General features: G+C 72.1%; 10 protein-coding genes. 4 read left to right on the top strand and 6 right to left on the bottom strand.

The genetic code is table 11. The annotated features are described in order from the left end of the window. Window positions 1-177: 177 nt before the first annotated feature. The gene (locus tag BX283_RS11725) at window positions 178-2955 is read left to right on the top strand and encodes a penicillin acylase family protein (protein WP_101387564.1); all 2778 of its coding nucleotides are present in this window, start codon (window positions 178-180) and stop codon (window positions 2953-2955) included. A gap of 108 nt (window positions 2956-3063) precedes the next feature. Here BX283_RS11725 and BX283_RS11720 read toward each other — a convergent pair whose 3' ends face one another. From BX283_RS11720 to BX283_RS11710, 3 genes are all read right to left on the bottom strand, one after another. After that, on the bottom strand, window positions 3064-4380 hold the full coding sequence (locus tag BX283_RS11720; protein ID WP_101387563.1) for a serine-threonine protein kinase: 1317 nt from the start codon (window positions 4378-4380) through the stop codon (window positions 3064-3066). Window positions 4381-4498: 118 nt separating this feature from the next. Beyond that, a complete protein-coding gene (locus BX283_RS11715; RefSeq protein WP_101387562.1) occupies window positions 4499-5824 on the bottom strand; it encodes an erythromycin esterase family protein in 1326 nt (441 codons plus the stop codon). Window positions 5825-5903: 79 nt separating this feature from the next. Beyond that, entirely contained in the window at window positions 5904-7151 is a 1248-nt protein-coding gene (locus tag BX283_RS11710; RefSeq protein ID WP_101387561.1) for an exo-beta-N-acetylmuramidase NamZ domain-containing protein, read from the bottom strand. A 165-nt stretch (window positions 7152-7316) separates the two neighbouring features. On the opposite strand from BX283_RS11710, the gene BX283_RS11705 reads away from it, so the two are divergent. From BX283_RS11705 to BX283_RS11695, 3 genes are read left to right on the top strand one after another with little or no spacing between them, the layout of a single operon-like run. Continuing rightward, a complete protein-coding gene (locus BX283_RS11705; RefSeq protein ID WP_101387560.1) occupies window positions 7317-8090 on the top strand; it encodes an SDR family oxidoreductase in 774 nt (257 codons plus the stop codon). After that, window positions 8087-9739 (top strand): AMP-binding protein, encoded by a 1653-nt coding sequence (locus BX283_RS11700; RefSeq protein WP_101392282.1) that lies wholly within the window; start codon window positions 8087-8089, stop codon window positions 9737-9739. Before BX283_RS11705 ends, BX283_RS11700 begins: the two co-directional genes overlap by 4 nt. Before the next feature lie 46 nt (window positions 9740-9785). Then, window positions 9786-10379 carry a TetR/AcrR family transcriptional regulator gene (locus BX283_RS11695; RefSeq protein ID WP_101387559.1) on the top strand — a complete coding sequence of 198 codons (594 nt, stop codon included), beginning with the start codon at window positions 9786-9788 and terminating at the stop codon, window positions 10377-10379. Between the two features lie 3 nt (window positions 10380-10382). On the opposite strand, the gene BX283_RS11690 is transcribed toward BX283_RS11695, so the two are convergent. The 3 genes from BX283_RS11690 to BX283_RS11680 all read right to left on the bottom strand — a co-directional run bounded on the left by BX283_RS11690 (window position 10383) and on the right by BX283_RS11680 (window position 13056). Beyond that, window positions 10383-11597, bottom strand: a complete 1215-nt coding sequence (locus BX283_RS11690; protein WP_101387558.1) for an acyl-CoA dehydrogenase family protein — start codon at window positions 11595-11597, stop codon at window positions 10383-10385. Between the two features lie 9 nt (window positions 11598-11606). Further along, a complete protein-coding gene (locus BX283_RS11685; RefSeq protein ID WP_101387557.1) occupies window positions 11607-12644 on the bottom strand; it encodes a phosphotransferase family protein in 1038 nt (345 codons plus the stop codon). Between the two features lie 112 nt (window positions 12645-12756). Continuing rightward, entirely contained in the window at window positions 12757-13056 is a 300-nt protein-coding gene (locus tag BX283_RS11680; RefSeq protein WP_101392281.1) for a hypothetical protein, read from the bottom strand. Window positions 13057-13088: the final 32 nt, after the last annotated feature.

The following is a 13088-nucleotide window of genomic DNA, read 5'->3' as shown; positions in this document are numbered from 1 at the left end:
GGCGGCGCTGACCGGAATCCGTCGCACGCCCCCCGTATGCTCCGGGCGCCCCACCCGGTCACCCTGTGGTGATTCCGGGAAGGTCACGCACGTTCGGGAAAGGTGACGTGTGTTCATCTTCCCTCCTGCGGTACCCCTCAGTAACCTCCGCCGCATCGGTCCTCACTAGGAGCACGCATGCGACGACCCACCGCACGGCTCAGAACCGCCACCGCCGCCACCGTGATCGCCCTCGCGGCCGCCCTGCTCGCCCCTCTCGGCCAGGCCGGCGCCGCCGAACCCCCCAACAGCGACTACTGCCTGGGGCGGTGCGGCGACATCCTGCCGCCCGGCGAGAACGGCAACGCCACCCTTGTCGAGATCCTCGGCAACAAGGCCTTCGGCACCCATCCCGCGCACAGCGACGACCAGCTCGGCAAGTACGACGCGCTCGTCGCGGGCCAGTCCTCGCTCACCGACGACAAGCTCAACTCCTTCTTCAACGACGCCTCCTTCGGGGTGCCCGGCGGCCAGGTGGCCTCCACCAGCTCCCCGCGCCCCGACGTCACCATCACCCGCGACAAGGCCACCGGCGTCCCGCACATCAAGGGCACCACCCGTTACGGAACCGAGTACGGCGCCGGGTACGCGGCCGGCCAGGACCGGCTCTGGCTGATGGACCTGTTCCGGCACATCGGGCGCGGCGAGCTCACCTCGTTCGCGGGCGGCGCGCTCGCCAACCAGGGCCTGGAGCAGGAGTTCTGGCCGCAGGCCCCGTACACCGAGGCCGACCTCCAGGCCCAGGTCGACCGGATCCGCACCGTCAACGGCCCGCGCGGCGAGCAGGCCATGGCGGACGCGCAGGCGTATGTGGACGGCATCAACGCCTACGCCAAGCAGTCCAAGGACGGCCGGTACTTCCCCGGCGAGTACGTCCTCACCGGCAAGATCGACGCCATCACCAACATCGGGGAGATCCAGCCGTTCAAGGTCACCGACCTGATCGCGCTCGCCTCCGTCGTCGGCGGGCTTTTCGGCGGGGGAGGCGGCGGCGAGGTGCAGGCCGCGCTCTCGCTCCAGGCCGCGCAGGCCAAGTACGGCGTCGCCGAGGGCACCAAGGTCTGGGAGTCCTTCCGCGAGCGCAACGACCCCGAGGCCGCGCTCACCGTCCACGACGGCACCAGCTTCCCGTACGCCACCAAGCCCGCCAACGCGCGCGGCACCGCACTGCCCGACCCCGGCACGGTCGTGCCCGAACAGCTCGTCTACGACCGCACCGGCTCGGCGCTCACCAAGGCCAAGGCCGACGTACGCGTACCCGAGCGGCTCAAGCCGCTCAAGGGCATTTTCAACAGCGGCGCCCTGCCCGGCTTCGACATCGGCAAGCCGCGCGGGATGTCCAACGCGCTGCTCGTCTCCGGCAGCCGCACCGCCAGCGGCAACCCGGTCGCCGTCTTCGGCCCGCAGACCGGCTACTTCGCCCCGCAGCTGCTGATGCTCCAGGAGATCCAGGGCCCGGGCATCAGCGCCCGCGGCGCCTCCTTCGCGGGCGTCGGCATGTATGTGCAGCTCGGCCGGGGCCAGGACTACGCCTGGTCGGCCACCTCCGCCGGGCAGGACATCACCGACACCTACACCGTCGAGCTCTGCCAGGACGCGGCCCACTACCTCTACCGGGGCGTGTGCACCCCGATGGAGAAGCTGGAGAAGACCAACGCCTGGAAGCCGACCACCGCCGACAACACGGCCGCCGGCTCCTACCGGATGCAGGTCTGGCGCACCAACTACGGCATCGTCACCGCCCGCGCCACGGTCGGCGGCAAGCAGGTCGCGTACACCTCGCTGCGCTCGACCTACCGCCACGAGGCCGACTCGATCATCGGCTTCCAGATGTTCAACGACCCGACGTACGTCAAGGACGCGGCCACCTTCCAGCAAGCCGCCCAGCACGTCGACTACGCCTTCAACTGGTTCTACGCGGACTCCCGCACCGCCGCGTACTACAACAGCGGCAAGAACCCGGTCCGCAACCCGGACGTCGACCCGTCGCTGCCGATCGCGGCCGACCGCGCCTATGAGTGGCAGGGCTTCGACCCGGCCTACAACACCGCCGACTACACCCCGCCCGCCCAGCACCCGCAGTCCGTGGGGCAGGACTACTACATCTCCTGGAACAACAAGCAGGCCAAGGACTACACGTCCGCCGGGTTCGGCAACGGCTCGGTGCACCGGGGCAACCTCCTCGACGACCGGGTCAAGGCGCTGGTCGCGCAGGGCGGGGTGACCCGGGCCGCGCTCACCCGGGCGATGGCGCAGGCCGCCGTCACCGATCTGCGCGGCGAGGACGTGCTGCCCGAGCTCCTGAAGGTCATCCGCAGCGCGCCCGTCAACGATCCGCAACTGGCCACGGCTGTGGGGCAGTTGGAGTCGTGGAAGGCGGACGGGACCCAGCGCCGGGAGACCGCGCAGGGCTCGCACACCTACACCCACCCGGACGCCGTGCGGCTGATGGACGCGTGGTGGCCGCTACTGGTCGAGGCCGAGTTCCGGCCGGGGCTCGGGGACGGGCTGTACTCGGCGCTCACCTCGAACCTGTCCACGGACGAGGCACCGTCGGCCGGGCACGGCCCGACCGGGGCGCACGCCGGATCCGCCTTCCAGTACGGCTGGTGGAGCTACGCGGACAAGGATCTGCGGTCGGTGCTCGGCGAGCCCGTGCAGGGGGCGCTGGCCCGGAAGTACTGCGGCGACGGGAGCCTCTCCGCCTGCCGTGACGCCCTCCTGGCCACGCTGAAGCAGGCGGCCGCCAAGACGCCCGCGCAGGTGTATCCCGGTGACGCGGGGTGCGCCGCCGGCAACCAGTGGTGTGCCGACTCGATCGTGCAGCGGCCGCTGGGCGGGATTTCGCAGAACGCGATCAACTGGCAGAACCGGCCTACGTATCAGCAGGTCGTGGAGTTCGCTTCGCACCGGTAGGGCTGTTCTTCGGCTGCGGGCCGTGTGCGGCTGGTCGCGCCCACGCGGCGGAGCCGCACAACGACACAGCCCCGCGCCCCTCACAGGAACGGGGCGCGGGGATTCGCGTCAGGTACAGGCGATCCGGCCCGCCGCCAGTACCACCCTCGCCAGTTCCGGGTGGCAGATGTCCGAGTGGGCGCCCGAGGGCGGGCCGCCCGCTCGGACCACCGACTCGGCGTTGACGCTCACACAGCCCGAGTCGGGCACCCCGTCCCGCAGCACCTCCGCCAGGGTGAGTTCGGTGCACGGGGACACCGACTGGATGCCGTCGTGGCCGATCGCCCACCAGCGGCGGTCGAGTGCCAGCAGGCCCTGGTAGTCCCCGGCGAGCTTCGACGCCAGCGGGTATATCACCCCGAGGGCGGTGTCGAAGCGCGAGTAGCAGGAGACCACCGGGCCGTCGACCCGTCGGTGCAGCGCCGCGAGCGCGCCCGCCCCGTCGAGCCCCGACGGCAGCCGCTCGGCGAACGCGTAGTGCGAGAAGGCCCCTTCGAGCAGGGTCACCGACTTGACGGTGCGCGCCCCCTCCGGCAGCCCCTTCAGCGCGAACGCGACCAGCCGCCCGCCCTGGCTGTGCCCGACCAGATGGATCCGCATCGCGGGTCTGGTCCGGGCGAGCTCGCCGAGCAGCGGCCCGAGCCCGAGCTGGCCGACCTTGCCCGACCGGCGCTTCATCTCGTAGTACGTGGTCTGCCGCAGCACCTCCTTGGCGCCGTGCCACAGGTGCTTGAGCGAGTTGCCGAGCGAGAACGAGGGGCCGGGCGGGCCCGGTTCGACCCGCATACCGGTGTCGGACAGGGCGAGCGTGTACTCCCGGCACAGCCCGAGCGTGTCGTCCGTGAGGAGCGCCGCCGCGCCCGCGCCCTCGCCCACGGTGTCGGCGGCGAAGCCAGACGATTCCACGTCATCCGCCACCAACTCACGGGCCAGGATGCCGAATTGGCGGAATGCCTCCTCCGAGTCCGGCTGTTCGTCGAGCAGCCGGGCCAGCGCGTCGACGGTCACCCCGTGCTCGGGGAACGCCCGCTTGAGCGCGTCCACGGTCGCCGGGTCCAGGCCCGCGCCCGGCTCCACGGCCAGCGCGTTGTGCGGGAAGTTGGGGATCTGCTCGTCGGCGAAGCGGATGGAGGGCCACACGATTCCGGCGTACCCGAGGCGCACCCGCGCCCCGGCCGGGCCCGCCTCGGCCAGCAGGCCGGGGAAGGGGGCGAAGAAGTGGCGGTACAGGGCCGTCGCGACCGACGGGGTGTTGTTCCAGCCGTGCGAGAACATCACCAGATCGGTGACGTCCAGCTCCGCGAGGGCCGCGCGCTCCGCCGGGGAGGCGTCGCCGTCCGCGTCGAAGGTGATCTCCCGATATGGCTCGACTCCGATGTCCGGCATGGGGTTGCCCTCCGGTCCGTTCGCTGACGATGGGGCGAGGCTGAGGCCTCACATCGTCCCGCCGGACCGGAGGGCTGACCATACGCCGGACAGGGGAGAAAGTCCGCGATGGGGGAGGTCAGAGCCGGTGCGCCGCGGTTATCCGGTGGAGGTGCACCAGTACGTCGAACGAAGGGCCGAGCCGCGTCCGGTCGGCGTCCTGCGGCCAGGAGTTCCCGATGGACCGCGTCGGCCGGAAAGCGCCCAGCCAGTCCTTGGCCGGGTTCGCCACCTTGCGCAGATCGAGGTAGTAGTCGCGCGGTGAGACGCGTTCGAGGACCTCCTCGTTGCTGCCCGGCTCGGGCGGCCCTACGGTGAACTCGCGGATCGGCTCGGCCGGGTCGTTCAGGTCCAGGGCGTTGAACGAGCCCTGTCCGAAGGTGAATCCGATGTTCATGTACGCGGCGCCGACCGCCTCCCGGATGAAGGCGCCCTGCACCTTCGGGTACTCGGCGCTGAGCGTCGGGGCGTACCCGACATGGCCGTTGTGCGCGGAGAGCAGCATCCTGTGCCCGGTCTGGCGCTGCCACCACACGGTGTTCTCGGCCATGATCCGGTCCCGGTAGAGCCGCGACTCGCGCAGCTGGCCGTCGTCGAAGAAGTCGAATGACCACATGGCGCCGGTCTGCGCGATGGTGCGGGCGTACTGGAGGATCCAGGCGTGCTCGGCCCGGTCGGGTCCGGGGCGCTGGGCCGCGAGCAGTTCGTAGGCCCGGCGCACCTCGTCGGCCTGCCGCCTGCGTTCGGCGAGCGGGCGCTTGAGCCTGCCGTTCATGGTGTCGTCGACGCCCGCCGTGGGCCGCGAGTCCTTGTAGAGGGCGGTGAGCCGGGGCAGCAGCGCGGGGTAGCGCTTCGCGGTGTACGCGCTCACCTCGTCGAAGAGCCGGGGGCCCGCGTACCCCACGTCGTCGCCCATGAACTGGACCTTGCGGTCGTGGTGCAGGTTGTAGCCGCGCATCCAGCGGATCAGGTCGAGGTACTCCCGGGTCCGCCACATCGCGTACGAGCTCTGGAACTCCTCGCGCACGATCCGCTCGGGGTCGCCCTCGCCGCGCAGCACATAGGCGTTGACGCGCATCCCCGAGGACCAGGCCGTCTCCAGGGCGAAGGTGGTGAAGCCCTTCTTCTCGACGAGGTACTGGAACACGCGCCGCTTGGCCGCGAAGAACTCGTGCGAGTTGTGCGTCGCCTCGCCGAGTCCCACGATGTCGGCCGAGCCGACCATCCGGCCGAGCGGCCGCAGGTCGTCCAGGGGCTGGGCCGACTGCGCCAACTGCCGTTCCGGGGTGGGGGGTTCGGCCGCCCGGGCCGCCGGGACGGCCGCCGTGAAGACGCTGAGCGTCAGGCCGAGCAGCAGCAGTAAGGCCTGGCGCGGGCGGTGGTGGGTGTCGTGGAACAGATGCATGGTCCCAGCCTGTCGGCCGGGCGGGCGCCGGGCCCATCCCGCCAGCCACCGTCCGCCCCGGGGGTTTCCCCCCGGGCCCTCACCGGTAGAGCAGATACCGCGCCCGGGTCGCGCGGAACGCCGTGAGTCCGGTCTGCCAGGCGCCCACCACCTCGTCGGTGCCCGCGCCCGCGTCGATCAGGGTGCGGACGGTGGCCGACCCGGTGAGCTTGTCGATCCAGTGGTCCGGCCGCCACGCGAAGCCGCTCCACACCTTCTTCGCCGTCACCAGGAGCGCTACGCCGGTGCGCACCGGGTCGTACGACTCGCGGTCGTGGACGTGCAGTTGGACGCCGCCGACCGTCTTTCCCTGGAACTTGGAGAAGCTGGGCGTGAAGTACGCCTCTCGGAAGCGCACCCCCGGCAGCTCCAGGGCGTTCACGGCCGCCGCCCAGCGCCCGTCGACGCCCTCCGCGCCGAGCAACTCGAAGGGCCGGGTGGTGCCGCGCCCCTCGGAGAGGTTGGTGCCCTCGAACATGCAGGTGCCCGCGTAGACGAGCGCCGTGTCGGGGGTCGGCATATTGGGGCTCGGCGGGACCCAGGGCAGTCCGGTGGAGTCGAAGAAACCCTCGCGCCGCCAGCCCGTCATCCGTACGGTCTCCACCCGTACGCGCCCGCCAAGGAACTCGGTGTCGAAGAGCCCCGCCAGCTCGCCCACCGTCATCCCGTGCGCCTGCGCGATCGGCTCGCGCCCGACGAAGGTCGCGAACGCCTTGTCGAGCACGGGCCCGCTCGCCGCCCGCCCGGTCACCGGGTTCGGCCGGTCCAGGACCACGAACCGCTTCCCGGCGAGCGCGGCCGCCTCCATGCAGTCGTAGAGCGTCCAGATGTACGTGTAGAAGCGCGCGCCCACGTCCTGGATGTCGAAGACGACCGTGTCCACGCCCGACGCGGTGAACACGGCGGCGAGCGCCTGACCGCTGACGCCGTACGTGTCGTACACCGGCAGCCCGGTCGCCGGGTCGTCGTAGCGGCCCTCGGAGCCGCCCGCCTGCGCGGTGCCCCGGAAGCCGTGCTCGGGCCCGAACACCGCGACCAGGTCCACGCGCGGGTCGGCGTGCATGACGTCCACGATGTGCCGGACGTCCGCCGTCACGCCGGTCGGGTTGGTGACCACGCCCACCTTGCGGCCCGCCAGCGCCCGGTAGCCGCCGGCGGCCAGCCGGTCGAAGCCGGTCCGCACGGGCCCGGGGCGGTGGCGGGCCCGGGCGGGAGCCGCGCCCGCGACCACCGCGCCCGCCGCCGCTGTTCCCGTTCCGGCCAGCAGGCCCCGTCTGGACAGGCTCATCGGCGTACCTCCACGGCCGCTCGCGGTGTCATGGCCACGCACGCTAGCGCGCGGGCGGGCGGCCGGGAACGAGCCGCACGGGACGGTTCGCGACGGCCCCTTCCGTCCGTACATACCGACTGGTTAGTCTGCACACCAGTCGGCATGCGGAGAGGCGGATTCTCGATGGGTTCGGTCCAGGGCGTCCAGGGCGCGGCAGTGGTGGTCACCGGGGCGGGCGGCGGCATCGGCGCCGCGCTCGCGCGCAGATTCGCGGCGGAGGGCGCCCGGGTGGTCGTCAACGACCTCGACGAGGCCAAGGCCCGCAGGACCGCCGAGGAGATCGGCGCGATCGCCGTCCCCGGCGACGCCTCCGGCGTCGTCCCGCTCGCCCGCGAGGCGCTGGGCGGGACCATCGACGTCTACTGCGCCAACGCGGGCCTGGGCTCGGGCGGTTCGGAGGCCGCGCCCGAGGACGTCTGGGAGGCCGCCTGGGACGTCAACGTGATGGCCCACGTCCGCGCCGCCCGCGAGCTGCTGCCCGAGTGGCTGGAGCGCGGCGGCGGCCGGTTCGTGTCGACCGTGTCGGCGGCCGGGCTGCTCACCATGATCGGCGCGGCCCCGTACAGCGTCACCAAGCACGGCGCCCTCGCCTTCGCCGAGTGGCTCTCGCTCACCTACCGCCACCGGGGCGTGCGGGTCCACGCGATCTGCCCGCAGGGCGTGCGCACCGACATGCTGGCCGCCACCGGCTCGGCCGGGGACCTGGTGCTCGCGCCGACCGCGATCGAGCCGGCGGCCGTCGCCGACGCGCTGTTCGCGGCGATGGCCGAGGAGCGGTTCCTGGTGCTGCCGCACCCGGAGGTCGCCGGCTTCTACGGGGCGCGGGCCGGGGATCCGGACCGCTGGCTCACCTCCATGAACCACCTCCAGCAGAAGTGGGAGGCGGGCGGCGCATGACCTCTCCGTACGCGGCCAAGCCCTGGCTCGGGCAGCTCACCGAGGCCCAGCGGGCGCCGGTCAGCCCGCCCGCGAGCGTGGTGCACGCCTTCCGCGCCGCCGTCCTGCGCGCCCCCGACCGCACCGCGCTCGCCTACTTCGACGGCCGGCTCGGCTACCGCGAGACCGACGCGCTCTCCGACTCGGTGGCCGGCCACCTCGCGGCCCGGGGCATCCAGCCCGGCGACCGGGTCGCGATCATGCTCCAGAACACCCCGCACTTCGTGATCGCGCTGCTCGGCGCCTGGAAGGCGGGCGCTGTCGTCGTCCCGCTCAACCCGATGTACAAGTCGGCCGAGGTCGGGCACGTGCTCGGCGACTCCGAAGCCGCCGCATTGATCTGCTCCGACCGGGCGTGGGAGGCGTATCTGCGGGACACCGCCGCCGCCTCGCCCGTCCGGATCGCGCTGACCGCCTGCGAGCTCGACCTGCAGAGCCGCGACGACGCGCGCGTGCTCGCCTTCGAGCGGCTGCCGCGCCCCGCCGACACCGACGATCTGCTGGCCGTCGCCCGGCAGGGCCTGCCCGCCCCGGGCGGGCGCGAACCCGCCCCGGACGCCACGGCGCTGATCAGCTACACCTCGGGGACCAGCGGCACCCCCAAGGGCGCCATGAACACCCACGCGGGCATCACCTACAACGCCGAGCGCCAGCGCACCGGCCACCCGATAGCCGAGGGCGCGGGCTACTTCGCGCTGGCCCCGCTCTTCCACATCACCGGCATGGTCTGCCAGCTCGCCGCGTGCGTCGCCAACGCGGGCACGCTGATCCTCGCCTACCGCTTCCACCCCGGTGTGGTCCTCGACGCCTTCGCCGAGCACCGCCCGGCCTACACCGTGGGCCCCTCCACCGCCTTCATGGCGCTGGCGGCCGCGCCCGGCGTCACCCGCGACCACTTCGACTCCTTCCGGGTGATCTCCTCGGGCGGCGCACCGGTGCCGCCCGCGCTCGTGGAGAAGTTCCGGGCGGCGTTCGGCCCGTATCTGCGCAACGGCTACGGGCTCACCGAGTGCACCGCCCCCTGCGCCTCGGTGCCGCCGGAGCGGGAGGCCCCGGTCGACCCGGTCTCGGGCACCCTCTCGGTCGGGCTGCCCGGCCCCGACACGGTCGTACGGATCGTCGACGAGGAGGGCGAGGAGGTGCCGCTGGGCGAGCAGGGCGAGATCGTGGTGCGCGGCCCGCAGGTCGTGCCCGGATACTGGCGCCGCCCCGAGGCCACCGCCGAGACCTTCCCGGACGGCGAACTGCGCACCGGCGACATCGGGTTCATGGACCGGGACGGCTGGCTCTACGTCGTCGACCGCAAGAAGGACATGATCAACGCGTCCGGCTTCAAGGTCTGGCCGCGCGAGGTCGAGGACGTGCTCTACGGTCACCCGGCGGTGCGCGAGGCGGCCGTCGTCGGCGTCCCCGACCCGTACCGGGGCGAGAACGTCAAGGCGTACGTGAGTCTGCGCCCCGGCGCCGAGGCCACCCCCGGCGAGCTCTCCGCGTACTGCGAGGAGCGGCTGGCGGCGTACAAATATCCCCGGCAGGTCGAGGTACTCGCGGAGCTTCCCAAGACGGCGAGTGGGAAGATCCTCAGGCGGGAACTGCGTTCTCGCCACTAGAACGGCGTGAAACCAACGGGTGGACCAGGAGAGAGGCGGCAACGGCATGGCCAGGACGACGGACGGGAGCGGCATTCCCGTCCCCCAGAGGCTGCTGGCCGCCGCCACCCGCCTCTTCGCCGAGAACGGGTACGACAGGACCTCCGTCCAGGAGATCGTCGAGGCGGCGGGCGTCACCAAGGGGGCGCTCTACCACTACTTCGGCTCCAAGGAGGACCTGCTCCAGGAGGTCTACGCGCGCGTGCTGCGCCTCCAGCAGGAGCGCCTCGACGCCTTCGCGGACGCGGACGAGCCCGTGGAGCGGCGGCTGCGCGACGCGGCCGCCGACGTGGTGGTCACCACCATCGAGAACCTCGACGACGCGGCCATCTTCTTCCGCTCGATGCACCACCTCAGCCCGGAGAAGAACAAGCAGGTACGGGTCGAGCGGCGGCGCTACCACGAGCGGTTCCGGGCCCTGATCGAAGAGGGCCAGGCGGCCGGGGTGTTCTCCACGGCCACCCCGGCGGACCTGGTGGTGGACTACCACTTCGGGTCGGTCCACCACCTGTCCACCTGGTACCGGCCGGACGGCCCGCTCACCCCGCAGCAGGTCGCCGACCACCTCGCCGACCTGCTGCTGCGGGCCCTGCGCCCGTAGGACCTACAGGTACTTCTTTAGCTCCCGGCGGGCCAGCGAGCGCTGGTGGACCTCGTCGGGGCCGTCCGCGATGCGCAGGGTGCGCGCCGCCGCCCACAGCTCGGCGAGCGGGAAGTCCTGGCTCACCCCGCCCGCGCCGTGGACCTGGACGGCCTTGTCGATGATGTCGAGGACCGTCCGGGGCGTGGCGATCTTGATGGCCTGGATCTCGGTGTGGGCACCGCGGTTGCCCACGGTGTCCATCAGCCAGGCGGTCTTCAGGACGAGCAGCCGCAACTGCTCCACCGCCACGCGCGCGTCAGCGATCCACTCCTGCACCACGCCCTGCTGGGCGATCGGCTTGCCGAAGGCGGTACGCGCCGCCGCGCGCCGGCACATCAGCTCGATCGCCCGCTCGGCCATGCCGATCAGCCGCATGCAGTGGTGGATCCGGCCGGGCCCGAGGCGGGCCTGGGCGATGGCGAAGCCGCCGCCCTCCTCGCCCACCAGGTTCTCCGCGGGCACCCGCGCCCCGTGGAAGACGACCTCGGCGTGGCCGCCGTGGGAGTGGTCCTCGTACCCGTACACCTGCATGGCGCGGCGGACCTCGACGCCCGGGGTGTCACGCGGCACCAGCACCATCGACTGCTGGCGGCGGACGTCCTGGTTCTCCGGGTCGGTCTTGCCCATCACGATGAAGATCTTGCAGTCGGGGTTCATCGCCCCGGAGATGTACCACTTGCGGCCGGTGATGACGTACTCGTCACCCTCCTTGGCGATCCGGGTCTCGATGTTGGTGGCGTCCGAGGAGGCCACCTCCGGCTCGGTCATCGCGAACGCGGAGCGGATCTCCCCGGCCAGCAGCGGCTCCAGCCACCGCTTCTGCTGCTCGTCCGAGCCGAACTGGGCGAGCACCTCCATGTTCCCGGTGTCCGGCGCCGCGCAGTTGAGGGCGGTGGGAGCCAGGTGCGGGGAGCGGCCGGTGATCTCGGCGAGCGGCGCGTACTGGAGGTTGGTGAGCCCGGCGCCGTGTTCGGCGTCCGGCAGGAAGAGGTTCCACAGGCCCTGGCTGCGGGCCTCGGCCTTCAGCTCGGCCACCACGGCGGGCGTGTCCCACGGCGACGCCAGCCGCAGCCGCTGCTCGTGCGCAGTGGTCTCGGCCGGGTAGACGTACTGCTCCATGAAGGTGAGCAGCTTGGCGCGCAGCTCTTGGGTCCGTGCGTCGAATGCGAAGTCCATGGCGGGAGTTCAGCCTTCCTGCGGTGACTGCGAGGACTGGAGGGTGGTGAGGCCGTGGCCGATGAAGACGGGCACCAGGTCCCCGATGCGGTCGAAGCCCGCGCCGACGGTCTGGCCCAGGGTGTAGCGGTAGTGGATGCCCTCCAGGATCACGGCGAGCTTGAACCAGGCGAACGCCGTGTACCAGGAGATGGCCGAGGTGTCCCGGCCCGAGCGGGCGGCGTACCGCTCGATCAGCTCGGCGGGGGTGGGGTGCCCGGCGGCCCCGGCGGTGGTGGAGACGGGGGAGTTCCGCACCTCCAGCGGGGCGCTGTACATCACCAGCAGCCCGAGGTCGGTCAGCGGGTCGCCGAGGGTCGACATCTCCCAGTCGAGGACGGCCTTGATCTCGTCGTCGTCCCCGACCAGGACGTTGTCGAGCCGGTAGTCGCCGTGGATGACCGTGGCGGCGGGGGAGACGGGCAGCTCACGGCCGAGCGCCGCGTGCAGCTCGTCGATCCCGGGCAGCTCGCGGTTGCGGGAGGCGTCGAGCTGCTTGCCCCAGCGCCGCAACTGGCGGTCGAGGAAGCCCTCCGGGCGCCCGAAGTCCCCGAGGCCGACCGCCTCGGGGTCCACCGCGTGCAGCTCGACCAGCGTGTCCACCAGGCCGAGCAGCGCGGCCCGGGTCCGCTCAGGCCCCAGCGGAGCCAGCTGCTCCGCCGTGCGGTACGGGGTCCCGGCCACGTACTCCATCACATAGAACGGCGCGCCGAGGACCGACTCGTCCTCGCACAGGAGCAGCGGCTCCGGCACCGGGACCGACGTCGGGTGCAGGGCGCTGATCACCCGGTGCTCGCGCTTCATGTCGTGCGCGGTGGCCAGAACATGACCCAACGGCGGCCGCCGGACCACCCACTGGCCCGTCCCGTCGGTCACGATGTACGTGAGGTTCGACCGGCCGCCCTCGACGATCCGGGCACTGAGCGGTCCGCTGACGAGTCCCGGCCGCTCGCGGTCGAGATGGGCGCGCAGCCGCTCCGGATCGAGACCTGGCGGGACTGTGCTCATGACGGGCTACCTCCGGGAACGGCGATCGTGTCACAGACACGCTACCGACCAGTCGGTATGTCGTCCAGATGCTGCCCCGCCCGGATGCGGCCCGCCGTAAGGGATCAGGCCGTCAGTGGTCGTCCCAGTGGCCCTCGTGCTCGGCGTGCCGGTGCCCGTCGTGGACGTAGTCGAGATGGTCGCCGTGCTCCACGGACTGGTGGCCGCAGCCGACGCCGTGCTCGTGCGCGTGCCCGTCGTGGGCGACGTGCCCGGCGGGCTCGCACTCGTCCCAGTGGCCGGAGTGCTCGCGGTGCATGTGCCCGTCGTGGGCGTAGTCCGTGTGGTCCCCGTGCGGCACGGCCCGGTGCCCGCAGGTGGGGCCGTGCACATGCTCGTGCGTGGTGGGGTGTTCCTCGTGGCCTACGGTCATGGCGTCCATCCCTCAAGATCGCCCCCCACTCC

This window comes from Streptomyces sp. TLI_146 (assembly GCF_002846415.1).
In the GTDB taxonomy this organism is placed as follows: Bacteria; Actinomycetota; Actinomycetes; order Streptomycetales; family Streptomycetaceae; genus Streptomyces.
Note: the sequence above shows the minus strand (reverse complement) of the source record. Positions and strands in the feature narration are given on the sequence as shown.